This is a genomic window from Ferrovibrio sp. GW821-FHT12F09 (assembly GCF_058806775.1).
Genome location: NZ_JBXAPZ010000002.1, coordinates 531,656 through 556,205, shown reverse-complemented (window position 1 = coordinate 556,205; position 24,550 = coordinate 531,656). Strand labels below are relative to the sequence as shown.

21 protein-coding genes are annotated in these 24,550 nt (G+C 62.7%); 9 read left to right on the top strand and 12 right to left on the bottom strand.

Translation table 11 applies throughout. The features are described 5' to 3' along the window. The first annotated feature begins 8 nt into the window (after positions 1 to 8). Entirely contained in the window at positions 9 to 701 is a 693-nt protein-coding gene (locus AC1ROB_RS15620; protein WP_492970205.1) for a response regulator transcription factor, read from the top strand. A gap of 3 nt (positions 702 to 704) precedes the next feature. Here the strand turns inward: AC1ROB_RS15620 and AC1ROB_RS15615 are convergent, their stop codons facing one another. Beyond that, positions 705 to 1,460 carry an enoyl-CoA hydratase/isomerase family protein gene (locus tag AC1ROB_RS15615; protein ID WP_493031498.1) on the bottom strand — a complete coding sequence of 252 codons (756 nt, stop codon included), beginning with the start codon at positions 1,458 to 1,460 and terminating at the stop codon, positions 705 to 707. A 122-nt stretch (positions 1,461 to 1,582) separates the two neighbouring features. On the opposite strand from AC1ROB_RS15615, the gene AC1ROB_RS15610 reads away from it, so the two are divergent. After that, positions 1,583 to 2,416 carry an MBL fold metallo-hydrolase gene (locus AC1ROB_RS15610; RefSeq protein WP_492970207.1) on the top strand — a complete coding sequence of 278 codons (834 nt, stop codon included), beginning with the start codon at positions 1,583 to 1,585 and terminating at the stop codon, positions 2,414 to 2,416. A 32-nt stretch (positions 2,417 to 2,448) separates the two neighbouring features. Further along, positions 2,449 to 3,264, top strand: a complete 816-nt coding sequence (locus tag AC1ROB_RS15605) for a class I SAM-dependent methyltransferase (RefSeq protein ID WP_492970208.1) — start codon at positions 2,449 to 2,451, stop codon at positions 3,262 to 3,264. Here AC1ROB_RS15605 and AC1ROB_RS15600 read toward each other — a convergent pair. The 11 genes from AC1ROB_RS15600 to AC1ROB_RS15550 are packed head-to-tail and all read right to left on the bottom strand — an operon-like array spanning position 3,261 to position 15,761. Further along, positions 3,261 to 4,430: an ABC transporter permease gene (locus AC1ROB_RS15600; protein WP_492970209.1), complete on the bottom strand. Its 1,170-nt coding sequence runs from the start codon at positions 4,428 to 4,430 to the stop codon at positions 3,261 to 3,263. The two genes, AC1ROB_RS15605 and AC1ROB_RS15600, sit on opposite strands and share 4 nt — an antisense overlap. Positions 4,431 to 4,436: 6 nt before the next feature. Next, positions 4,437 to 5,462, bottom strand: coding sequence for an ABC transporter permease (locus AC1ROB_RS15595; RefSeq protein WP_492970210.1), 1,026 nt, complete (start codon positions 5,460 to 5,462; stop codon positions 4,437 to 4,439). A gap of 18 nt (positions 5,463 to 5,480) precedes the next feature. Continuing rightward, on the bottom strand, positions 5,481 to 7,382 hold the full coding sequence (locus AC1ROB_RS15590) for an ABC transporter substrate-binding protein (RefSeq protein WP_492970211.1): 1,902 nt from the start codon (positions 7,380 to 7,382) through the stop codon (positions 5,481 to 5,483). Beyond that, positions 7,379 to 9,301: an ABC transporter ATP-binding protein gene (locus tag AC1ROB_RS15585; RefSeq protein WP_492970212.1), complete on the bottom strand. Its 1,923-nt coding sequence runs from the start codon at positions 9,299 to 9,301 to the stop codon at positions 7,379 to 7,381. Before AC1ROB_RS15585 ends, AC1ROB_RS15590 begins: the two co-directional genes overlap by 4 nt. Continuing rightward, a complete protein-coding gene (locus AC1ROB_RS15580) occupies positions 9,298 to 9,798 on the bottom strand; it encodes a hypothetical protein (protein WP_492970213.1) in 501 nt (166 codons plus the stop codon). The genes AC1ROB_RS15585 and AC1ROB_RS15580 overlap by 4 nt, the downstream gene beginning before the upstream one ends. Further along, positions 9,795 to 10,592, bottom strand: a complete 798-nt coding sequence (locus AC1ROB_RS15575; RefSeq protein ID WP_493031496.1) for a polysaccharide deacetylase family protein — start codon at positions 10,590 to 10,592, stop codon at positions 9,795 to 9,797. The genes AC1ROB_RS15580 and AC1ROB_RS15575 overlap by 4 nt, the downstream gene beginning before the upstream one ends. Beyond that, on the bottom strand, positions 10,589 to 11,743 hold the full coding sequence (locus tag AC1ROB_RS15570) for a glycosyltransferase family protein (RefSeq protein ID WP_492970215.1): 1,155 nt from the start codon (positions 11,741 to 11,743) through the stop codon (positions 10,589 to 10,591). The genes AC1ROB_RS15575 and AC1ROB_RS15570 overlap by 4 nt, the downstream gene beginning before the upstream one ends. Positions 11,744 to 11,749: 6 nt before the next feature. Next, on the bottom strand, positions 11,750 to 12,322 hold the full coding sequence (locus tag AC1ROB_RS15565; RefSeq protein ID WP_492970216.1) for a histidine phosphatase family protein: 573 nt from the start codon (positions 12,320 to 12,322) through the stop codon (positions 11,750 to 11,752). After that, positions 12,319 to 13,458 carry a glycosyltransferase family 4 protein gene (locus tag AC1ROB_RS15560; RefSeq protein ID WP_492970217.1) on the bottom strand — a complete coding sequence of 380 codons (1,140 nt, stop codon included), beginning with the start codon at positions 13,456 to 13,458 and terminating at the stop codon, positions 12,319 to 12,321. The genes AC1ROB_RS15565 and AC1ROB_RS15560 overlap by 4 nt, the downstream gene beginning before the upstream one ends. Positions 13,459 to 13,465: 7 nt before the next feature. Further along, complete coding sequence (locus tag AC1ROB_RS15555; protein ID WP_492970218.1) at positions 13,466 to 14,704, bottom strand: glycosyltransferase family 4 protein; 1,239 nt, start codon at positions 14,702 to 14,704, stop codon at positions 13,466 to 13,468. A 31-nt stretch (positions 14,705 to 14,735) separates the two neighbouring features. Then, positions 14,736 to 15,761 carry a glycosyltransferase family protein gene (locus AC1ROB_RS15550; RefSeq protein ID WP_493031494.1) on the bottom strand — a complete coding sequence of 342 codons (1,026 nt, stop codon included), beginning with the start codon at positions 15,759 to 15,761 and terminating at the stop codon, positions 14,736 to 14,738. Between AC1ROB_RS15550 and AC1ROB_RS15545 the strand changes: the two genes are divergently transcribed. Genes AC1ROB_RS15545 through AC1ROB_RS15520 form a run of 6 tightly spaced genes read left to right on the top strand, consistent with a single transcriptional unit; the run spans position 15,669 to position 24,506 of the window. Further along, on the top strand, positions 15,669 to 18,815 hold the full coding sequence (locus AC1ROB_RS15545) for an ABC transporter transmembrane domain-containing protein (RefSeq protein ID WP_493031492.1): 3,147 nt from the start codon (positions 15,669 to 15,671) through the stop codon (positions 18,813 to 18,815). The genes AC1ROB_RS15550 and AC1ROB_RS15545 overlap by 93 nt on opposite strands. Positions 18,816 to 18,841: 26 nt before the next feature. Further along, a complete protein-coding gene (locus AC1ROB_RS15540; RefSeq protein ID WP_492970221.1) occupies positions 18,842 to 19,297 on the top strand; it encodes a cyclic nucleotide-binding domain-containing protein in 456 nt (151 codons plus the stop codon). A 6-nt stretch (positions 19,298 to 19,303) separates the two neighbouring features. Further along, the gene (locus AC1ROB_RS15535) at positions 19,304 to 19,792 is read left to right on the top strand and encodes a class I SAM-dependent methyltransferase (RefSeq protein ID WP_492970222.1); all 489 of its coding nucleotides are present in this window, start codon (positions 19,304 to 19,306) and stop codon (positions 19,790 to 19,792) included. 48 nt (positions 19,793 to 19,840) lie between these two features. Then, on the top strand, positions 19,841 to 21,976 hold the full coding sequence (locus AC1ROB_RS15530) for an NAD(P)-binding protein (protein WP_492970223.1): 2,136 nt from the start codon (positions 19,841 to 19,843) through the stop codon (positions 21,974 to 21,976). After that, positions 21,976 to 23,007, top strand: coding sequence for a P1 family peptidase (locus AC1ROB_RS15525; protein ID WP_492970224.1), 1,032 nt, complete (start codon positions 21,976 to 21,978; stop codon positions 23,005 to 23,007). Before AC1ROB_RS15530 ends, AC1ROB_RS15525 begins: the two co-directional genes overlap by 1 nt. Positions 23,008 to 23,018: 11 nt before the next feature. Next, positions 23,019 to 24,506, top strand: a complete 1,488-nt coding sequence (locus AC1ROB_RS15520) for an ABC transporter substrate-binding protein (RefSeq protein ID WP_492970225.1) — start codon at positions 23,019 to 23,021, stop codon at positions 24,504 to 24,506. The last annotated feature ends 44 nt before the right edge of the window (positions 24,507 to 24,550 follow it).

Below are 24,550 nucleotides of genomic sequence, written 5' to 3'. Positions count from 1 at the left end.
GGGAAACGATGAGCGGACCAAAACGCCTGCTGCTGGTGGATGACGACACCATCCTGCAGAGCCTGCTGGCAGAACAGCTGGAAACCACGCGCGAATTCTCCACGCTCTGCGTCAACGATGCCGTTGCGGCGCTGAAGCTGCTGCCGGGCGAGCATTTCGATCTGGTGCTGCTGGATGTCGGTCTGCCCGATATGGATGGCCGCGATCTCTGCCGCAAGATGCGCGAACAGGGCATGCGCGCACCGATCATCATGCTGACGGCGGCCGATGGCGAGGCCGACACCATCCTGGGTCTGGAATCCGGCGCCAACGACTATGTCATTAAGCCGTTCAAGCTGGGGGTGCTGCTGGCCCGTATCCGGGCGCAGCTGCGCCAGTTCGAGCAGAGCGAGGATGCGGTCTTTTCGATCGGGCCCTACAGCTTCCGGCCGTCCAACAAGATGCTGCTGGATACCGAGAAGGCCGGCAAGAAGGTGCGGCTGACCGAAAAGGAAACCGCGATCCTGAAATACCTGCTGCGCGCCGGCACCAAGCCGGTGCCGCGCGAAACCCTGCTGGCTGAGGTCTGGGGCTACAATGCCGGCGTCTCGACCCATACGCTCGAGACCCATATCTATCGCCTGCGCCAGAAGATCGAGCGCGATCCCGGCGCGGCACGGCTGCTGATCACCGATCCGGGCGGCTACCGCCTGCAGCCATAGGGCTTATGCGCCGGTAAATCTCGGCGGACGCTTCTCGCCCATGGCCAGGCGGCCCTCGGCAAAATCCCCGGTGCGGAAACTGCCGGCGGCGCGGTCGCGGGCAGCGCGCTCGTCGAACAGGCCATTGGCGATCTCGTTCAGGCTCTGCTTCATGCCGCGCACGGCCAGCGGAGCGAGGCTGGACAGTGTGGCGGCCAGCGCCTGCGCCCGGGCCTCCAGTTCATCAGCCTGAACCAGCCAGTCGAGAAACCCGGTGCGCAGCATTTCGGCGGCATCGAAGGTTTCCGTGGCCAGGAACAGGCGCTTGGCCGGGCCGAGCCCCAGCCGGGTGACAGCGCGCTTCAGTCCATGCGGGTGGTACTGGATGCCAAGTTTCGCCGGTGGAATGAAACAGCGGATGTCTTCACGGCCAAGACGGAAATCGCAGGCCAGTGCCAGATCGGTGCCGCCGCCATAGACGCCGCCCTGCAGCACGCAGAGCGTGGGAAAGGGCAGGGTTTCCAGGCGGTCGCAGACGCGTTCCAGAGGGTTGTCGCGCCAGTCATGGCCGGCCACCGAGCCGAAATCGACGCCGGCGCAAAAGCTCTTGCCCTGGGCGCAGAGCAGCAATGTGCGGATATCGGATCGTCCGGACAGCTCTATTAACGCAGCGTCAAGCGCGTCCAGGTCGGCAATTTCCAAGGCATTGTGCTTTTCCGGGCGGCAAAATGTGACGGTCGCCAAGGAACCTTGGATTTCAGTAATAAACGCTTGAGACATGCGCCCGCCCGCCCTTAATCTTCTCCATGACAGATTTCCGCACAGACCTCGCTGACCGGCAAGGCTCAGTCGGCATAGAAGGCTCTCCATCCCTCGACGCTGACGGGAAAAAGGAGGCCACGGTGGGGGTTGAGGATTTTTACGTTCGCTTCTGGGGCGTGCGCGGCAGTATTGCCGTCGGTTCGCCGGAAGTGATGCGCTATGGGGGCAACACTTCGTCGATCGAGGTGCGATGCGGCTCGCACCTGCTGATCTTCGATACCGGCACCGGCGTGCGCGCGCTCGGTATTACGCTCAGCGAGCGGAAGCAGCCGATCGATGCCGATATCTTCTTCAGCCATACCCATTACGACCATGTCTGCGGCATGCCGCATTTCTGCCCGGCCTTCGATCCGCGCAATACATTCCGCATCCATGCCGGCCATGTTACCGATACCGGTGGCATCAAAGGCGTGCTGAAGCAGATGATGTGCTCGCCGCTGTTTCCGGTGCCGCTGGAAATCTTCCAGGCGAAGATATCCTTCCATGATTTCGCGCAGGGCGCGGTGCTGCAGCCGCATCCGGGCGTGACCGTGCGCACCGGCCCGCTGAGCCATCCCGATCTTGCCACTGGATATCGTGTCGAATTCCAGGGCAAGTCGATCTGCTACTTGACCGATACCGAGCATCCCGAACAGGGCATGGACGAGAATATCCTGAAGCTGATCGCGGGTGCCGACATCGTCATCTATGACTCGATGTACACCGCCGAGGAGCATAGCTGCCGTAAGGGCTGGGGCCATTCCACCTGGCAGGCCGGCGCCAAGCTTTGCGATGCTGCCGGCGTGAAGACCTTCGTGGTGTTCCATCACGACCCCGATCACGACGACGCCTTCATGGACAAGGTGGCCGCCGATGTGGCCGTCGTGCGCCCCGGATCGGTGGTGGCCCGCGAGGGCCTGGTCCTGCGGCCCTGATGCCGGCCGGCCTGCACTGGCGGCGGCTCCGCATGGGGCTGCAGACGATCCTTGGCCTGCGCGCACAAGGGTTTTTCATTCCCTATCGCTATGCCGATGGCATCGCTGCACGTCAGCCGGTTTACGATGCCATCGCCGGGCAGTTTGCTGCGGCCGAGCCGGCGTTTACCGATCTACTGCATCGGGCTGACGCCTTCGCCGATACGCTGTTGTCGATAGCCGCCGACAAGGCACCGCCGCCCGCGCCGCGGTTTACGCAAAGCTGGTTCCCGACGCTTGATGCCGTCGCTGCCTACACGCTGGTGCGGCAGCATGCACCCAAGCGGATCATCGAGGTCGGCTCCGGCCATTCCACGCGCTTCCTGGCCCGTGCCGTGGCCGATGCCGGTCTCGCCACCGAGATCATCGCCATCGATCCGCAGCCGCGCGCGGCCCTGACCGGCCTGCCGGTGCGTTTCATACCCGCCATCGTGCAGACCGCCGATCCGGCGCTGTTCGCGGCCCTGCAGCCCGGCGATATCCTGTTCATCGATTCCAGCCATATCCTGATGCCGGGCAGCGATGTCGACTGGCTGTTCAACCGCGTGCTGCCGGCATTGCCGCCCGGCGTGCTGGTGCATATCCACGATATTTTCCTGCCCGACGACTACCCGCCCGATTGGGCCTGGCGTGGCTATAACGAGCAGCAGCTGATCGGCGCTCTGCTGGCGGGCGGTTTCCGGCCGCTCTTTTCCAGCCATTACGCCCTGACACGGATGGCGTCGGCGGTCAGCGGCAGCGTGATCGGCCGCCTGCCGCATGTGGCCGAGGCGCGACCCGCCAGCCTGTGGCTGGTGAAACCGGCCTAGCGGTAGGGATCGGCGGCGTCGCGCAGGCCATCGCCGAAGAAGTTGAAAGCCAGCACCACGATGATGACCGGCAGGGCCGGCGCCATCAGCCAGGGATACAGCGCCACCACATTGATATTCTGGGCTTCGTTCAGCAGAACGCCCCAGGAGGTGATTGGCGGTCGCAGGCCCAGGCCGAGGAAGGACAGTGCGGTTTCGCCCAGAATCATCGACGGCACGGAAAGCGTGGCCGAGGCGATCAGATGGCTCATGAAGCTGGGCAACAGGTGGCGACCGATGATGCGGCTGGGCGAGGCGCCCATCAGCTTTGCCGCCGTGGCAAAATCCTCTTCGCGCAGGCTGAGCAGCTTGGAGCGCACGGCCCGCGCCAGTCCGGGCCAGTCGAGCAGTCCCAGGATGATGGTGATGCCGAAATAAACCAGGATCGGCGACCAGGTGATGGGCAGGGCCGCGGATAATGCCATCCACAGCGGCAGTTCCGGCAGCGAGCGGATCAACTCGATCAGGCGCTGGATCACCGTATCGATCCAGCCGCCGTAATAGCCGGAGATGCCGCCCAGCACGATGCCGATGATGAAGCTGATGGCGATGCCGATCAGGCCGACCGTCAGCGAGATGCGGGTGCCATAGACGATACGCGAAAAGATATCGCGCCCGAGGCGGTCGGTGCCGAGCAGATAGAACTCACCGTTTTCGGCCGGACAGACGAGATGGAACCGCATGGGCACCATACCCCAGAAATCATAGGCATCGCCCTGGCAGAAGAAGCGCAGCTTCTGCACCCGGTTGGGGTCCGGCGTATATTCGCGCTTCAGCGTTTCGGTATTCATCTTGAAGCGCTGGCCGTAAACAAAGGGTCCGACGAAGCTGCCTTCGTGGAACAGGTGGATTTCGTGGGGCGGCGCATAGATGCCGCGTGGATTGCGGGTTTGCAGGTTGTAAGGCGCAATAATCTCCGAGAACAGCGTGGAGGCGTAGATGATCAGCAGGATCACGCCGCTCCACAGCCCCAGACGATGGCGGCGGAATTTCCACCACATCATTTTCCATTGCGAGGCCCGGTAATACTGCTCCTGGCCCGGGGTCATGGCCTCGATCGAATGGGGATCGAAGGGCTGCGGGTTGACCCAGTGTTCCACGGGCTGGCGGTTCTGATCGCTGCTCATGGGGTCCTACTTGGCCTGGCCGCCGGCGAGGCGGATGCGGGGATCGAGCAACGCCAGCAGGATATCGGAAACCAGCATGCCGATCACGGTCAGCAGGGCGAGGAACATCAGGAAGGAGCCGGCCAGATACTGGTCGAGCGACTGAAGGGCACCGAGCAGCATCGGTCCGGCGGTCGGCAGGCTCATCACCACCGACACGATCACCGAGCCGGAGACGATGGACGGCAGCAGGTTGCCGATATCGGCGATGAAGGGATTGAGTGCCATGCGGATGGGATACTTCACCAGCATGCGCAGGGGCGGCAGGCCCTTGGCCCGCGCCGTCGTGACATACTGTTTCTGCAACTCATCCAGCAGATTGGCGCGCAGCCGGCGGATCATGGCTGCCGTCCCGGACGTGCCGATGACAATGACGGGAACGATCATATGCACCATGAGCGAGCGGATCTTTTCGCCATTCCAGGGCGCATCGATCAGTTCGGGGTCGACGAGGCCACCCATGCTGACGCCGAACCAGATGTTCGAATAATAGAGCAGCACCAGGGCAAGCAGGAAATTCGGCGTTGCCAGGCCGATATAGCCCAGCAGCGTGAAGCCATAGTCGCCCCATGAATATTGCCGCGTGGCGGAATAGACGCCGATGGGGAAGGCAACCAGGTAAATGAAGATGATGGTGAAGACGTTGATGATGGCGGTCATCGCCAACCGGTCGCCGATCAGTTCGCCAACCGGCCGGTTGTATTCAAACGACCAGCCCCAGTCGCCCTGCAGCAGGCCGGAAAAACCGTTCGGTCCCGGCCAGAAGCCCATCCAGATGCCGTATTGCTCGAACAACGGCCGGTCGAGGGCATATTGCTGGCGCAGGAATTCCGCGCGTTCCAAGGCGCCGGTTTCACCCTGGGCGCGCAATTCGGCGATCTGGTTGCTCAGATAGTCGCCGGGCGGCAGCTTGATGATCAGAAAGATCAACAGACTGATGACCAGCAGGGTGGGGATCATCAGCAGCAGTCGACGCGCGAGGTAAGTCAGCATGTTGTCTATCGTCCGGCTTTACGGCTGCAGCCAGAAGGTTTCCGGACGGTAGAGACCGACGAAAGCGCCGGGATCCCAGTTGAACACGCCTTCTTTCGGGATGTTCATCATCTTCTTGCTGGCGACGATTGGCTGGAACACGCCGCTGATCACGCCGATGGTGAAGGTCTGCTCGGTGTGAATGGCCAGCATGCGGTGCCAGATGCGTGCACGTTCGGCGGCGTCGCCGGTGTCGAGCCAGGCCTGGTACAAGTCGAACAGTTCCTGCGCCAGCGGCATATCGACCGGCTCGCCCGACTGATGGGCGGTTTCGTGCCACTGTCCCCATTTCGGCCATTGCAGGCCGTATTGCGAAGTCGGGGCCAGCTCATTGGGTTTGGTATCGGCATTCGGCAGGCCGTTTTCCAGGCCAGCCCAGACCGACATGATCGCCTCGCCGGAGAAAATGCGGTTGCGTACGACATCGCGCTGGCTCGGCTTGGCGAACAGCTTGATGCCGATCTTGGCCCAGTTCTCGCCGATCAGTTCCAGGATATCGGTCTGTTCCGTGTCTTCGCCGGCAGTCTCGACGATCACTTCCGCCGGCCGGCCATCGCTGAGTAGTCGGATGCCATTGCCGTCGCGCTTGGTCAGGCCGATCTGGTCCAGCAGGCGGTTGGCGGCCGCATAATCCAGCTTGGCATTGGTGTGCTGGTATTCCGGCTTGAACAGCGGGCTGTCGGGCAGCACGGTGTTGTTCGATTCAATGGCCAGGCCGAAGAACAGCGATTCATTGATGCCCTGACGGTCTATGCCGAGGGACAGGGCGTGGCGGAAGCGGGCGTCGCGCATCAGGCGCCGCCAGACCGGGTCGTTGGCATTGAGATTCGGATAGAGCGTGAAATGCGAACCCTTGGCTGTGCGCCACAGCAGCGTCTTGTAGCCGGCGCGCTTCTCGTTTTCCTTCAGGAAGGTGAAGTTGTTGAACGTGATGTTGCGGAATTGCAGATCGGCCTCGCCGGCGCCGCTCTTGGCCGGAATCAGCTTGCCGTCCGCCTGGGTCATGACAATGCGATCCAGATAGGGCAACTGGCGGCCGTTGCTGTCGATGCGATGGAAATACGGATTGCGCATGGCGATAAAGCGCACCGCTGGCGGCTTGGTGGCGATGACCCAGGGATCGAGACCGGGCAGATCGGGATTGTCGCCCTCGATCATATTGTCCATGCGGTTATGCAGGGCGGCCCAGTTGGCCCGCTTTTCAGCCGTAACCAGTGCCGCCAGCTTCTGCGCATCGGCGTAACGGCTGTGGAACTGCTTCAGGTAATGCGCCGGGCGATAGAGATTGAAGGCCGAGGTGCCGGCGATGCGGGGCAGGAAGGCGGCATTGCGCTTCGACCAGCTGTAACGGATCGTTGTCTCGTCAAGGAATTCTACCTTCGGTCGCTCGCCGTCGATCAGCAGATCGGCGGGTGGACCGGAAGGGTTGAGTTCCTTGTTGTTGGCGACATCTTCCCAGTAATAGCGGAAATCGTCGGCCGTGAAGGGATGGCCGTCCGACCAGCGATGACCCTTGCGCAGATGGAAGGTGAAGATGCGCTCTTCCTGGACATCCAGCTTTTCCACCAGGTCGGGCACGATCTGGTATTTTTCATCATAGACGACCAGGCGCGTATAGCCGATGACGTTGAGCAGCCGGGTTTCGCGGGCGCGGCTGATCAGGGTGCGCATGTCGCCGCCAGGGCGCCCGGCTTCGGTCGGCGCCTTGAAGCTGATAATCATCGGATGTTCGGGCAGGCGCTTGGCGATCGGCGGCAGTTTCCCGGCATTCACCTCGGCGGCGAACATCGGGGTTTCCTGCAGGTCAGGTGTCTGCGCAACGGATGATCCGGCGCCAAGCGTGAGGCCGAGGGCTATGCAAAGGGCGAATAAGGTCTTCATGCAACCAGGTCCCGGAAATCGGCGGAGGCGGCAGCGCGGACCAGGTGGCCATCGCCAACTTCAATCATGCCCGGACGCGCCGTGGAGTCGATAGTGAAGGGGCGCGGCCATGCGGCTGGCTTGGACGCCTTGTCTTCCATGAGCAGACGCAGGTCGAGGCGGCTGTTGGGATCAGGCTTGGGCACGGCCGACAGCAACGCCTTGGTGTAGGGATGGATCGGATTGCTGAACAGCAGTTCACGCGGCGCCAGTTCCACCAGGCGGCCGGCACACATCACGGCGATACGGTCGGCAATATAATCCACCACGGCGAGGTTGTGCGAGATGAACAGGTAGGTGAGGCCGAGTTCGCTTTTCAGGTCCTTCAGCAGATTCAGGATCTGCGCCTGGATCGAGACATCCAGTGCCGAGACCGGCTCGTCGCAGATCAGCAGGTCGGGTTGCAGGGCGAGCGCACGGGCGATACCGATACGCTGGCGCTGGCCACCCGAGAAGGAATGCGGGTAGCGCCGCAGGAAGCGCGGATCGAGGCCGACCAGCGTCATCAGTTCTTTGACGCGTGCAAAGCGCTCGTCGGCATCGCCGATGCCATGAATGATCAAGGGCTCGGAAACGATGTCGAACACCGTCATGCGGGGGTTCAATGACGAAAAGGGGTCCTGGAAGATGAACTGCACCTGGCGGCGATAGCGGAACAGCGCGTCGTCCTCCAGTTTCAGGACGTCGACCATCTGGTTGCCATCATGAAAGCGGATGCTGCCGCTGTCGGTGCCCACCGCGCGCAGGATCATCTTGCTGGTGGTGGTCTTGCCACAGCCGGATTCGCCGACCAGTCCCAGGCACTCGCCGCGCTTTACGGTAAAGCTGACATCGTCGACGGCAGGCACTTCGCCAGCCTTGGTCTTGCCGAACAGGCCGCTCTTGCGCAGGGAAAAGCTTTTGCTGATATGGGAGACATCCAGCAGGGTTGCGTTTTCCGCGGTTGTCGGCGGGCGCTTGTTGCCGCTGCGCAGCAGGCTGCCGACCTCACCTTTGATTTCGCGGATCGGCACCAGTCGCTCGCCCGGCTTCATATTGAAGCGCGGCACGGCATTCAGCAGGGCCTTGAGATAAGGATGCCGCGGTGCACCGAAAATATCCTGCAGGGCACCGCGTTCCATGACCTGGCCGTGATACATGACCACGATCTCGTCGGCCATGTTGGCGACCACGCCGAGGTCATGGGTAATCATCAGCACGGCCATGCCCAGCTCGCCCTGCAGATCTTTCAGCAGTTTCAGAATCTGGGCCTGAATGGTGACGTCCAGTGCCGTGGTCGGTTCATCTGCGACCAGCAGGGCGGGGCGGCATACCAGCGCCATGGCGATCATGGCGCGCTGGCGCAGACCGCCGGAGAGTTCAAAGGCGTAGGTCTTCAGGGCGCGCTGCGGATCGGGGAAGCCGACCAGCCGCAGCATTTCCATCGTCAGTTCGCGCGCCTGGGCTGCATCGGCCTTGCGGTGCAGTTGCAGCGCCTCGGTGATCTGGTCGCCGATGGTGTGGAGCGGACTGAGCGACGTCATCGGCTCCTGGAAGATGATCGAGATGCGGCCGCCCTGCAGTTCGCGCATGGCGCTGGAGCCGCGGGGCAGAGCGGCGATATTCACCGAGCGCCCGGGCTGTTCCGGGTCGTTGAACAGAATGTCGCCACCGGCAATGCGGGCCATCTTGGGCAGGATGCCGAGGATGGCCTGGCTGACCACCGACTTGCCGGAACCGGACTCGCCAACCAGAGCCACGGTACCGCCCTGGGGGATGCGGAAACTGACGCCATCGACAGCCCGGATCAGGCCTTCGGGCAGGTCGAAATGCACTTTGAGGTCTTTGACCTCAAGAACATTGGCATTGAGGTCCGATATGCTGGCGACCGGGGCGCTCATGGCCGTGACCCTTGCATGGCTCGCAGGCGTGCGGCGTTAAGACGGGAGGTCTCATCGATGACAGCGCCGGTCCGTCCGGCCGCGGCAAACGCCTGCTCGACCAGAGTCGGAAACCCGATCAACTCGCTATCGGCGCGCAAAGTTCCCCCATTCCCCTCAACGATCACCCGCAGCCAGCCTTCGCTGCGGTCGCGGCGGGTCGAATAATAACGCAAGGTAACCTGCCGGACCTCGCACCATGGCAAGACCAGCCGCTTCCCCAAACCCCATCGCCCGGTGCATGTCACGCCTGCCTCGTCGAGTGATATCTCGATCTGCTGGCGCCACAGAGTGACGGCGCCCAGCCAGGTCAGTAACAGGCTCAAACCAGCCAACAGGGCAAAAATGACAGATTGAGGCGCGGCAAACAACAGAAGTCCCAGACAGATAACCAGGCCCAGGCCGGCCCGCAGGTAGTCCGGCCACAGCCGGGAAAAGGGGTAGTACAGGCGGGTCATGACCGGGTCATGACAGGTTCGGGCAGCCCGATGGACAGCGCGGTGGCGGCGTCGACCCAGCGGACGGCGGGGTGCCGGGTGGCCCGGAAGAAACCGGCGACGAAATCCCACACCATCTGGTCATGCCGCAGGTGGTGGGTGAGCAGGCCGACAGGTTGCTCCGGTAGCTGGCCAAGCCGCATGGCGCGCAGGGTTTCGATGCCTGCGGTCAGGCCCCGGCTGAGCCCGGCGGCGGCATTTCCGCCATGCCAGTCAATCGGATCGATATGGGTGTTCAGCCAGGCCAGGCCATCGGCAGCCCAGTAATCCTGGCGGGGCTTGAAACCGGAGATAGCCGTGAAACCCAGCCCGGGCAGGGCCGGCAGGATGTCGCCGGCTGCCCGATTCCACGGCGGCACCAGCACCGGCAGCAGGAAGTCCGCGAAGAGCTGCTGCATCCGTTCGCGTCCGTTTCGCAGGTCAGACAAACGAGCTGCCAGGGGGCGATCAGAGGGGAATTCGGATTTCTTCTCGGTCAAGCCTGCGTGATTTGCATGTGCGAAGCCGTGCTGCATTGCAGCAATGCCAGGCAGGCCGGTCAAACGCTCGGCCAGTCCCGGCTGCACCTGTGCGGGAATAATGGCCAGCGCCAAAGGGGCCGCGCTGCTTTCATGCAGGTCGAGCAACTGCTCCAGCGCCGGCGTGGCATCAACGGCGTCGTCGTCGCGCCACCAGAATGTCGCCGCCCGGCCTTCGGCGGCCCAGCGGTCGAGTTCCGATGTCAGGGCATGCCAGTCAGGTAAAGCTGACGTCATCGCCGCTCGTCCAGGAAGCGCCGGACCAGGTGCACCGTGTAATCGGCGCCATCCAGGCGGATGCCCGGGCCTGTCGCCCTCGGCGCGGTCAGAGCCTGGTCGATACGCGCGGCCAACCGCTCGGGTGTGATCTCGGTTTCGCGCAGCACCTGCAGCAGGCCGCGTTCGGCCAGCAGTTCGGCGCGCAGGGCCTGTTCGGTTTCCTCGCCGCCGGCAAACGGCACCACCACAGCCCGCGCACCGCTGCTCAGGGTTTCCATCACCGTATTGTAGCCGGCCTTGCTGATGGAGAGCAGGCAGTGTCGCAGCATGCCGGGGAAGTCCGGCCGCACCGTTTCGATGGTGACGCCCGGCCCGGCCTGCCGGCGCAAGTCATCGATCGCCGCCGGATCTTCGTGCCGGCTGACGAGAAAACGCCAGGGCTTGTCGCGTGCAGCGGACAGGGGTTTTGCCGCCAGTGCCGTGCGGAAGAGCGGCAGGCCGACGGCGCCCCCGCCGGCCGAGACCAGAACCTCATCGCGGCCGGCATCGGTCTGCGGGATCGCATGCTGCTCCACAATATAGCCGGTATAATGCAGTTGACTGGTGATGCGTTCGGCCAGTGGAAACGTCTTCTCAAAAGGCACAACAGCCGGATCACCATGGATCAGGGCATGATCGTAGTAGTCCTGCAGCCACTGGATGCTGTCCAGATCGCGTTCCGGCTTGGTGCGGTCCACCAGGATATCGCGCACCGAGCAGAACACCATCGGTCGCGGCTGACGCTGGCGGATATTGGCCAGCAAGGGCAGCAGTTCGAACCGCATCGGCCGGCGGCCGAAGGGGAACAGTTCGGTCAGCAGGGCATCCGGCGCGAAACTGTCGAAGACGCCCTGCAGGCGGGCAATGCGCATGCTGCGCCAGGCATCGGTGATCTCGGCACCGGTTTCATCCAGCAGGATCTTGAAGCTGGCATCCTTGGCGCGCGCCGGCGGCAGCTGCACGAAGCTGACGCCGTCCAGACCGTGCAGGGTGGGGTCCGGCATGCCGCCCGAGACCAGTTGCACCGGGCTGCCGGTGCGGGCGAATGCACGGGCGATGGCGGCCACGCGATGCAGATGCCCGACCCCAAGCAGATGCTGCACATAGATCATAATGCGCGGCGCGGTCATCTCGGTTCACTCCAGCGGAATATTGGCCGCCAGCAGTTCCGGTCGGCCATCAGCGGTTATGCGAAATTCCTGCAGGCAGCGCCAGTCCAGTTTCACCGGCGGCTTGCCCAGCATCGGCCAGTCGAAGGCCAGCGCCAGAATGGCGCGGATCACACCCTTGTGGGTCACGGCGCCGCAATCGCCATCCAGGCGCTGCAGCCAGGGGAGCAGGCGCTGCTGAACCTGACGCGGACTTTCTCCACCAGGTGGCAGCAGGTCCAGGCCGCGGGCTTCGTTCTCGGCGAAGGCAGCGCCATATCGGGACTGCAGGTCAGCCAGACTGTGGCCTTCATAGGCCCCCCAGTCCATTTCGATCAGCTCTGGTGCCACCGCGGCCTGAAGGCCCAGGGCTTGCGCCGTTTCACGGGCACGGCGAAGCGGACTGACAAACCATGGGCGCGCACGATAAGCATCTGGAATCCGCTGCTTTGCGAAAGCCGCGCTGCCGGCCGCGGACAGCGGAATATCAGCCCGGCCCTGCAACCGGCCGGCGGCATTCCATTCGGTCGGCCCGTGCCGTAACAACACCAGGCGGGTCATGATCCCGGCACCAGGCGGTCCAGAATTGCCGTCAGCCGCATCTGGGCGGCCGGCATCGCATGATTGGCGGCCACATGGCGAGGAGCTGCTAGCGCCAGACGCAACCGTTCGGCCGGATCTGTCAGCAATCGGAGCAGGCCGGCCGCAAAGGTTGCGGGCTGATCGTCGGGGACGAGCCAGCCGCTTTCCCCATGACGCACAATATCCGGCACGCCACGGGTCATCACCGAGAGGATCGGCAGGCCGGCCGCCTGGGCTTCGAGCAGAGCCATGCCGTAGGCTTCATTGATGGCCGGCCAGACATACAGATCGCAGGCCGCATAGAGCGCCGACAGCCTGTCGGATTCCAACTGGCCAAGAAAACTGACGCGCTCGCGCAGTGGCGCGAACGCGGCTTCGACGGCAGCGCGTTCCGGCCCGTCGCCAGCCAGCAGCAGTTGCCACGGCTGATCCAGGGCCAGCGGCAGGGCTTCGGCCAGCCGCCGAAACGAAGCGAGCTTGTCGCCGCTGCGCATCATGCCGACCGCGAGCAGCCACGGCCGGTCCGGCGGCAGCGCGAAGCGGGCAGCCATGGCCCGGCGATGATCATCGCGCTGCGCGGCGGACGTCATGAACAGGCCGGTTTCCAGGAAGGGTGGGAAGGGAATCACTTTAGCCGGGCCGGCAAGGTCACCCAGACAGGCGCGGTCCAGCGTTGTCACGGCCAGCAGGGCGTCGGCGGCGCGGATCGCTGTTTCAGCCTGGGCATAACCCGCAGCCCAGGGGCCATTCTTGCGCTTCGGCGCCACCGAGGCTTCCGCGATGACATAGGGCATGCCGGCCTGCGCCTTGAGCGCCGGCGCCAGATAGTCGGGGGCCTTATGATAGACATGGTAGGTGAAAAGCAGATCCGGTTTTGCCTGTGGATCGGCCTGCCAGTTCGCCAGCAGGCGGGCCACTTCTGTTGCTGCTGTGGCCGCCGTTGCCGCTTCTCTGGCCGGATCGCCATCGCGGTTATAGCTGCGAAGATCCGAGATCAGGTTGACCTCATGACCCAGTCCCCGCAGGGCGGCCATGAACAATCGCGCAATGCGGCGATCGCCCGACGGTGCCGGATGGTCCGGTGGCTTCAGTGGGGCATAGAAGCCGATCCGCATGGTCGTCTCAGGCCGTCAGGCCGAAGCGCTTCGCCAACTCGGCGATGCCGCGGGTCATGCCGAAGTCCTGCCGCACCCGGGCTGCCGCGCGGGTGCCAAGCCGACCTCGCAATGCCGGATCGACAATCAGGTGATTGAGGGCAACAGTCAGCTCGTCTGCGTTTTCCGCCGGCACCAACAGACCGGTTTCGCCATCGACAATCAGTTCCGGAATGGCTGAGATCGCGCTGGAAATACAGGGCAGGCCCTGGCTCTGCGCCTCCATCAGGACGTTGGGCAATCCATCCATGTCGCCGTCGCTGTCACGCCGGCAGGCCAGCGCGAAGATATCCGCTTCGCGGTAGGCGGCGATCACCGCCTCCTGGGCCTGGGGGCCACGCCAGGTGATCTTTTCCGCAATCCCGAGCCGGGCGGCCTGTTCCTTCAGGCTGGGCAGCAGCGGCCCGCCGCCAATATGCGTGAAATGCCAGTGCAGGTCATCGCGCAGCTGCGCCAGGGATTTCAGCAGGAGATCGAAGCCTTTTTTCTCAACGGCGCGACCAATCGAGAGCACCTGTACCGGGTCCTGGGCATCGCGGCCGTCGCGCCCGGGGCGCCATGCTGGTGGATCGGGGAAGCGGCCAAAATCCAGGCCGTGATAGACAAGGCTGACCTTTGAAGAATCGCTGAGCGCGGTCAGATGCGTGACGTTATGGGCCGTGCATGTCACGGCCCAGCGGCAATCGGTCAGCTTTTCGCGTTTTTCCCAGTCCGGTGTAATCCAGATGTCGCGGGCATGCGCAGAGGCCGTCCAGGGATACTGCAGAATCTGGGCTGCGTAGCGCGTCACAGATCCGGGTGTGTGAATGAAATGCGCATGCAGGTGGCGATAAGGGGCGGGCAGCTCAGCGGCCAGCACCAAAGCCTGGCCGAAGCGGCGCATGCGGTTTGGGGTCCGGTCGCGCTTCAGATCGCGCCACCATTGCGATAAGGCCATCCGATAGCCGGGCAGCCTGCGGGCGCACCACCAGCCGCGCAACACGCGCAGCGGCTCCTGATACAGGTATTCCGGCAGATACAGAACTTTGGCTCGAATCTGATCGTGCAGCGGATGGCGCTTTTTGTCGGTTGGATGGCGCAGGGACACGATCAGAATATCCAGCCCCAATGACTCCAGCGCAGCGATCTCCTGCGCGATGAAAGTCTCCGAGAGCCGGGGATAGCCTTTCAATACGAAGGCAACGGCGTTGGGGGGGGACGCAGACATACGCTTCAGCTTTTACTGTACCGGCGAGGGTTCAGCCCCGCAGCTCAACAACATTGTCGGTCGTCGCCTGTCCCGAAGGGCGCAGCCAGGGCTGGACAAGGCGGTCAAGATTGTCGAGCCCTTCCAGCAGGCCGGGAATGACGATCTCGGAGGGCTGGGGCTGGCGGGGCAGGTTGCGTAAGGCGGCAGCCATGACGGCGGGGCTGTATTCTCCGTCATCTTCCAGCATGCGCACCAGACCGAGCTGCTGGGCGCGGTCGGCACGGATATACTGTTCCATGCGCGGCCGTTTGCGCGGCACGATGATCGCGCGCTTGTCCAGGCTGAGGATTTCGCAGAACGTGTTGTAGCCGCCCATGGCCAGCACGCCGACGGCATTCTGCACCAGATGCTCCATATGGGCATCGAAGGTGATGGCCTCGACGCGCGGCAGCTTGGCGACTCGTGTCAGGAAATCGGTGCGGCGCTCTTTCTGCATGAAGGGGCCCAGCACGATCAGGGCCGGGTAGGGCAGCATTTCGTTGCTTTCATAGGCGCGCAGCACCCATTCGATCAGGCCCTCGCCATCGCCGCCGCCGCCCGGGGTCACCAGAAGGAAGGGGCGCTGGGTGATTTCCGGCAACTGGTGCTCCGGCGTGGCCTCGGCCGAAAAACGCGGCAGGTAGCCGGTATACACCACCTTGCGCCGCACCTTTTCCGGCAGGGTAATGCCTTCCAGCGGGTCGCAGAACTGCGGCAGGCCGTAGACCCAAATCTGGTCATACAGGTTCTTCAGCGCCGGCATGACGTTCTTGCGTTCCCATTCCGGCTTCAGGGCGCTCGGTTCGTCCATGACGTCACGCAGGCCCAGAACCAGGCGGGTGCCGCGGGTTTTGAGCATTTTCATGGTCTCGAGGACTTCGCCGCGCAGGCCGAGCGGCTCCTTGTCGACGATGAAAATGTCGGGGTCGAATACGCGTGCCGTGTGCTGGATGATTTCAGCGCGCAGCTTCAGGGTTTCCTCGATATCCATTGGCAGGCTGAGCGACGTGTACTGGCCGTCGCGCAGCTTGATCACGCCGGGGATGCGGACGAAATCGACACGACTGCGGAAATCGAAGCTGCCGATGATGGGGGAGCCGGACATGATGAGGACAGACATGTCCTTGTGCCGCTCGACCAGGGCATGGGCGATCGTTCGGCACCGGCGCAAATGGCCAAGTCCAAAGGTGTCGTGGCTGTATATCAGCACACGGGTGCCATCGCTGCGCGATACCATGCTGATTCCCCCCATGCGGGAGCTGGGACTTGGGGTAATAATCTTTCGGGACTATGGCATAGCCCGGGGGGCGAGGCCAAGCCCCTGATCGTGCCGGTAAACCTATGTATAAGATGCTTTCTGTGGCTGCGGGACCGGCCAGTCTGGGCGATTGAGCCGGATAGCGGCCATAGGTTAAGGTCGGCAGGCCTAGGGGACGTCGTGGAAAAGAATCTCTACAGCTTTATCCTGAAATACAGTCTGAAACAGCAGGTGATCATCACTGTGCTGTCGGTCCTGTCTTTCGTGCCGTATTACTATTACCTGTCGATGCCCAAGACGATTGTCAATCAGGGCATCCAGGGGAAGGACATCAGCTTCCCGGTCGATCTGTTCGGCCTGGGCTACCCGCTCGATCACACCATGTACCTGATGGTGCTTTGCGTCGGGTTCCTCGGATTGGTGCTGGTCCAGCAGGGCTTTAAATACGCCATCAATTATTTCCAGGGCGTGGCCGGCGAGCGCATGTTGCGCCGTCTGCGCTATGATCTCTACGCCCAGATCCTGCGCTTCCCGCTGCCGACTTTCCGGCGCACCAGCCAGGGCGAGATCATCCCGATGGTGATTGCCGAAGTGGAGCCGATCGGTGGCTTTATCGGCGAAAGTTTTGCGTTGCCGATTTTCCAGGGCGGCATGCTGCTGGTGATTTTCGGCTTCCTGCTGGTGCAGAATCCCCTGATGGCCTTCGCCGCCGTGGCCCTGTATCCGGTTCAGTTCTATGTCGTGCCGCGCATGCAGGCCAAGGTGCGGGCCCTGGGGCGTGAGCGGATCAAGAACCAGCGCCGGCTGTCAGACCGCATCGGTGAAACCATCAGCGGTGTAACCGAATTGCACACGCATGACGCTTCCAACCGCATGCTTTCGGAATTTTCCCGCCGCCTGAGCTTCAGCTACTGGATCCGGGTCGAGATTTTCCAGCGCAAGTTCATGATCAAGTTCCTGAACAATTTCATTCAGCAGCTGGGTCCGTTTTTCTTTTACGCAATCGGCGGCTATCTCACCATCCGCGGCCAGATGGATGTGGGCACGGTTGTCGCCGCCGTGAATGCGCATAAGGAAATGGCAGCGCCGTGGAAGGAATTGCTCAACCACTATCAGACGCGCGAGGACGTGAAGCAGAAATACGAGCAGGTGATCAGCCAGTTCGAGCCTGACGGCATGCGCCCTGCCGATGACCAGCATGCGGAGCCCGAGCAGCCGGTGGTTCTGGCCGGCCCAATGGCGACCTCTGGCATTGTGCTGCATGACGACCAGGGCCTTCCGGTGCTGGAGAATGTCAATCTTTCACTGCCCTGGCCGGCGCGCGTCGCCATTGTTGGCGACCATGGTCGCGATGAAATGCTGCAGGTTCTGGCCCGCACGCTGCTGCCCGTGCGTGGTAAGGTCGTTATCAACGACCAGAATATTGCCGATCTGCCCGAGACTGTGACAGGCCGGAAGCTGGCTTACGTCGGACCGTCCAGCTACGTCTTTAACACCAGCCTCGGCGATAACCTGTTCCTCGGTTTAAGGCATCGGCCCAAACATCCACGCCAGTTGCAAGGCGATGACTTGCGCCGTTTCGAGCGCGAGTTGGCCGAGGCGCTGGCATCAGGGAATTCGCCGTACGACCCCGACGCCGATTGGACGGATTATGAGGCGGCGGGCGCCAAGACGCCGGAAGACATCACGGGTATCGCCATCGCGGCGCTGAAAGCGGCGGCCTTGGAAGAGGATGTCTATCAGATCGGCATGCGCGGCACGGTCGATCCCGAGGCCAAGCCGGATGTGGCCGAGCGGGTGCTGGCGGCGCGCCGGTCCTTCCGCGAGAAGCTGACCAGTGGCGCCCTGGCGGACCTCGTCGAAAGCTGGGATCCAGAGCGCTACAACAGCAATGCGACGGTGGCCGAGAATCTCATGTTCGGCACGGCTCGCAATGGCGTCTACAACGAAGACAGCCTGGCCCGTGATCCGCATGTGCTGGGCGTTCTGGATCAGGTCGGGCTGCGGCGGCGGTTCCTGGAGATCGGTTACGAAGTGGCCGGTACCATGGTCGAACTGTTTGCCGATCTACCGCCAGACCATGCTTTCTTCCAGCAATTCAGCTTCATTTCCTCCGACGACCTGCCCGACTACAAGGACATGCTGATGCGGGTGAAGCCCGAGGCATTGGACCAGGTGTCGGAGGAAGATCGTGTGCGACTCATGTCGCTGCCGTTCAAGCTGATCCTGGCCCGGCATCGCCTGGGGCATTTCAATGATGCGGAGCGCGCCAAGATTCTGGAGGCGCGCCGCATCTTTGCCGAGACTCTGCCTGAAAACCGCCGGGATGCGATTGCCTTTTTCGACCCAGAGCATTTCACCGTATCGTCCAGCATCGTCGACAACATTTTGTTCGGTCGCGTGGCTTATGGTCAGGCCCAGGCGCAGGAGAAGATTGGCCGCGTCATGGCCGATGTGGTCGAGCAGCTTCAGTTGCGTGAGCCGATCATTGCCGTTGGCCTGCAGTTCGAGGTCGGCATTGCCGGCGGCCGTCTCAATGCCGGCCAGCGCCAGAAACTAGCCATCGCACGTGCGCTGCTGAAACGGCCGGACTGGCTCATGCTGTCCGAGGCGACGGCCGCAATGGATCCGCGTAGTCATGCCGCTGTCATCAAAGCTGTCGTCGAGATGCGCAAGGATTCCGGTCTAGTCTGGTCCCTGCAGCGCGCTGCCGATGCGGAACAATTCGACCTTGTAGTCATGCTCGAAAACGGACAGGTCAGTCAGGTCGGGGCGTTTGCGGAGCTGCGTGACAGAAGCAGTCGATTCAAGCAGATGCTGGCGCCGACCTGAATGCGCGGAATGAAGGAGACTGCGTCATGAGTTTGAATGAAGAAGTCGAACTGCTGCGGCGCATTCCGCTTTTCGCCAAGATCGAGCCTTCGAAGCTGAAGCTTCTCGCTTTTACCAGCCAGCGTTTGACCTACAAGGCGGGCGATGTGCTGTTCCATCAGGGCGATCCCGGCGATGCGGCCTTTGTCATTATCGGCGGTGAAGCTGACGTCGTGGTGGACACGCCTGGTGGTCCCCTGAAGGTGGCGCATCTGAAGCAGAATGATTTTGTCGGCGAGATCGCCATCCTCTGCGATGTGCCGCGTACGGCGACGGTGACCGCTTCCAACGAGGTGACGACCCTGCGGATCGAGAAGGATCTGTTTTTCCGGCTGATTGCCGATTTCCCGCAAATCGCCATCGAGATTATGCGCGTGCTTGCACAGCGCCTGGAGCGCACGACGGCGGACCTGCGCGAATTGTCGGCGCGTGCGAAGGGCTGACGGCAGGTGAGCCGCCTCGACAGCTTTATCCGTCGGTTGACGGCGCAGCGCGAGATACTCAACTGGGCCATTGCCGAAATTGCGCCTCGCGATGGGCTCGTGCTGGAAATCGGTCTGGGCAATGGCCGGACCTACGATCATCTGAAGGCCGGCCTGGATGCCGGGCGCATTTACGCTTTCGACCGGGCGAACAATGCCAATCCGCGGTCGATCCCATCCGAGGACCGTCTGATCCTGGGTGAATTCTCCGATACGCTGCCGGCCTTCGCGGCCCGGCATCCCGGCGCCGCCACTCTGGTGCATAGCGACGTAGGGCTTGGCGATCCGGAAGCCAATGCGAGGCAGGTTGTGCAGATGAGCGGGTGGTTACCACCGCTGCTGGCGCGCGGTGCGCTCTTGCTCAGCGATCAGAAACTGACGCATCCTGACCTGGCATTACAGCCGCTGCCGGTTGCGATACCGGCAGACCGCTATTTCTTTTATACCAAGATCTGATTGAGTGATGGAATACAAACCGTAGATTCAATAATCAGCAGGCAGGCTATGTCGGAAGCAAAGAAGCAGAAAATTGCCATCCTTGGCGGCGGCGTGGCCGCACTGACCAGCGCTTTCTATCTGGCGACAAGCCCCGGCGCGGCTGAGAAATACGACATCACCATTTACTCGATCGGCTGGCGGCTGGGCGGGAAATGCGCGACCGGCCGCAATCCGGAATTCGGGCAGCGGATCGAGGAGCACGGCATCCACGGTTTCCTCGGCTCGTATTACAACACCCTGTCGATGATGACCGAATGCTACGACAAGCTCGGGCGTCCGCCGGGACAGCCGCTCGCCACGTTCCAGGAAGCGTTCTATCCCGTGGACAGCATCCTGTGCTGGGAATTCCGCGACTACCGCTGGGTGAACTGGCCGATCAACGTGCCGCGCAATTCGCTGGAGCCGTGGCAGCCGACCTCGATGCCGACGCTGCAGCACTGGGTCACCGCGATCGTCGATTTCCTCAACCATTTTGCCGACCATCATCCGTCCGGCGCCACGTTCACGGAGAATCTCCAGCTCAAGGCCGCCGGCGTCATGCTCAAGGGCCTGAGCAGTCATATGGCGGCGATGCAGCGCGGCGATGCCGGGCCGCTGCAGAAGGGCATCGAGCAGTTCCTCGATTTCTTCAAGAAGGCGGCCGAGCATCTGGTTGTCGACAATGACCCGCTGCGCCATCTGTACATCACGCTGGACTATTTCCTGACCATGCTGCGCGGCATCCTGGCGGATGACGTGCTCAACAAGGGCTTCGATTTCCTGGACGACGAGAATTTCTCGGACTGGTTCGCCCGCCATGGCGGCTCGATGCTGATGATTTCCTCGCCGCTCAGCCTGAATACGCCGAACCTGTCCTACCAGTATCCCGATGGCGACACGACGCGACCGCCGGCGATGGCGGCCGGCGCCTATCTGCACTGGACGCTGCGCGAATTCGCCTATCTCGGGTCATTCGGCTGGCTGTTCGCCGCCGGCACGGGCGATACCGTGGTGGCGCCGCTCTATCTGGTGCTGAAGCGGCTCGGTGTGAAATTCGAACTGTTCCACAAGGTGCGCGAGATCACCGCGACGCCGGACGGCAAGGGCGTGGACGAGGTGGTGTTCGACCTCCAGGCCACGTTGAATGAACCCGAAAAGGGCTACGATCCCCTGATTGAGCTGCCGCTCAAGGCCTATGGTGGCAAGACCCTGCCGGTCTGGCCGGACCGGCCGCGGTATGAGCAGCTTGTCCAGGGCGAAGAGATGAAGGCCGCCAAGGTCGATATCGAAAGCTACTGGACGCCGTGGAAACCGGTGGGGGAAAAGCGCATCAAGGTTGGTCGCGACGTGGATACGGTGATCTGCGCGATTTCCATCGGCGCGCTGCCGGTCCTGGCACCGCAGCTGATGCAGGCCAATCCGAACTGGCCGCCCATGGTCGACAAGATCAAGACCGTGCAGACCCAGACGCTGCAGATCTGGATGAATCGCACGCTCAAGGACATGGGGCTGCCCTTCGTTTACAAGAACTACGACCGGCTGATCGGCGCCACCTTCGTCAATCCGATTGATGGTGTGGCCGATTTCACCGACCTGATCCCGGTGGAGGACTGGCCCGAGGATCACATGCCGCAATCGCTGCTGTATTTCTCCGGCGCCGCTCCGCAGTACGATGCGCAGCCGCCCTTCAGCGATCACGACTACCCCAAGCGCGAATATGCCCGCGTGAAGGCGCAGGCGCAGCAGTATCTGCAGGCCTGCATGGGAGCGCTGCTGCCCAAATCCACCACCAACGCCGTGAACCCACCCGGCGACCAGATCGGTTTCGATTTCGGCCAGCTCGTCTGTCCCTACAACGACACGACGACGCTGGGCGTGGCGCGCCTGGGTCAGCAGTTCTGGAAGCCGAATATCGATCCCACCGAACGCTACGTGACCTCGCCGCCGGGCAGCACCAAATACCGGCTGAAAGCCTGGGACTCGGGCTTTAATAACCTGGTGATCGCCGGCGACTGGATCTATACCGGCCTCAATGTCGGCAGCTTCGAGGGCGCCTGCATGGGCGGCAAGCTGGCGGTGCATGCCATCGATCCGGCCGCGATGCCGCTCGACAAGGTCTACGGCTATCCGCCGGCCCAGGGCCCCAAGGCGACTAGTCTCTGATGGCCGGCGGTCGGCCCGGTGCGCTCAATCTTTTAACCGACGTGCCTGGCCTGCAGGTCGGCCATGCTGTCAATGAACCGTTGCGCAGCGGCGTCACCGTCATTCTGCCGGACCAGCGCGCGGCCTGTTCGGTCGATGTGCGCGGGGGTGGTTCGGGTACACGTGAGACCGACCTGCTGCGACCCGAGGCCGCCGCAACCGCGGTGGACGCCGTTTGTCTCTCCGGTGGTTCGGCCTTCGGTCTCGATGCCGCGTCAGGGGTCATGCACTGGCTGGCCGAACGCGGTCGGGGCGTCATGGTGCGTGGGCATGTCGTACCGATTGTACCGGCTGCCATTCTGTTCGACCTGGCCAATGGCGGCGACAAAGCCTGGGGCGAAGAACCGCCTTACCGCTCTCTAGGCCGCACGGCGTGTGGCGCGGCGGCTGCGGGCGGTTTTCCGCTGGGCAATGTCGGCGCGGGGTATGGCGCCATGGCCGGCCAGTTGAAGGGCGGGCTGGGCAGCGCATCCTGGGTCGAGACCGATGGACTGGTCGTTGCGGCGCTGGTGGCGGCCAATCCGGTGGGCAGTGTGCTGACCCCGGGCAACCGCAGTTTCTGGGCCGCACCCTGGGAGCAGGGAGCCGAGTTCGGTGGCCTGGGATTCGAAGCTGCCGCTGTCGATCTGGGGATCGCGGCGGAATCGCGTCTGGCGCAGGCCGGTGCCCATACTTGTATCGGCGTGGTGGCGACGAATGCCCGGCTCGACAAAAGTTTTTTGCGCCAGATTTCAGTCATGGCGCATGACGGGCTGGCCCGCGCCGTGCGGCCGGTTCATACGCCGTTTGATGGCGATACGCTCTTTGCGCTGGCGACCGGTGCATGGCAGGATAGCAGTAGTGCCGCTGACCCATCCTGGCTGGTTGCCCGGATCGGCAGCATCGCTGCCGATTGTGTTGCCCGTGCCGTTGCGTGCGGCGTCTGGGCGGCAGAGCCGCTGGGCGCCTTGGACAGCGCCCGGCATGCGGTGGCGAAGGCAAGGAACTCGTAAAGGAGACGATCATGCAGGGCTGGAAAGTATTTGGCATTGCGCTCGGAGTGACCGCGTCGCTCACGGCGGCTCAGGTTCTGGCGCAGACGAAGAAGGATGCGCTGGTGCTGGCGATGACCCTGGAACCGCCGGGTCTTGATCCCACCATTGCGCCGGCTGCCGCCATCGGCGAGGTGACGCATTACAATATATTCGAAGGCCTGACCAAGATTGCCGAGAATGGCGAAGTGGTCCCGCTTCTGGCTGACAGCTGGACGGTTTCACCGGATATGAAGGTCTTCACCTTCAAGCTGAAATCCGGCGTAAAATTCAATGACGGCACGACCTTCGATTCAGCCGATGTGAAATACGCCTTCGAGAAGTATGCTGGCGAAAAGAGCACCAACAAACGCAAGGCGGTGTTCACCAATATCGCCTCGATTGAAACGCCGGATCCGTTGACCGCGACGGTCACGCTGAAAACCACCGATCCGACATTCCTGTTCAGCCTGGGCGAAAATACCGCCGTTATCACCGCCCCGGAATCGAGTGAGACCAACGCCACCAAGCCGGTCGGCACCGGACCCTATAAGCTGGAGCAATGGGTGAAGGGCGATTCCGTAACCCTGACGGCGGCCGATACCTATCGCAATGCCGGCGCCATCAAGATCAAGACGGTCAAGATGCGCTTCATCAGCGACCAGGGCGCTCTGGTCGCAGCGGTTCGCGCTGGCGACGTCGATGCGGTGCCGATCGGCATCACCGGCGAAAACGTGCGTGAATTCGAGAAGGACAAGCGTTTCAAGGTGACCGCCGGTTCGACCGAAGGCGAGACCATGGTCATCATCAACAACAAGCGCAAACCGTTCGATGACGTGCGGGTACGTCGTGCGCTGACTTACGCCATAGACAGGGAAGCCGTGGTCGAGGCGGCCTCGGCCGGGTATGGCAAGGTGATCGGCAGCCACTTCCCGCCGCATGATCCGGCCTATGTCGACCTGACCAAGCAGTATACCTATGATCCGGCCCGTGCCATCGGCCTGCTGAAAGAGGCCGGCGTCAGTAATCTGGAAGTCACACTGCGTCTGCCGCCGCCGCCCTACGCCCGCCCGATCGGCGAGGTGGTGCAGGCCATGCTGTCGCAGGTTGGCATCAAGGCCAAGATCGAGAATGTCGAATGGGCGCAGTGGCTCGACGGCACCTTCAAGAACAAGAATTTCGACCTGACCGTGATTAGTCATGTCGAACCGAATGATTTCGTCAAATATGCCGAGCCTGAATATTACTGGCAGTATGACAGCCAGAAAGCCAAGGACCTGATCGCCAAGGCGAACTCGACGCTGGACAAGGCGGAGCGGACCAAGGCTCTGCAGGACCTGCAGCGGCTGCTGGCCGACGATGCGGTCAACGTCTTCCTGTACAACTTGCCGCGTCTGGGCGTGTACAAGCAGGGCCTGACCGGTTTCTGGGTCAATGCTCCGATCTTCGTCAACGATCTGACGGCGGTCGCTTGGCAGTAAAAGAATTCAGGCAAAGAAAAAGCCCGCCGGCAAAACCGGCGGGC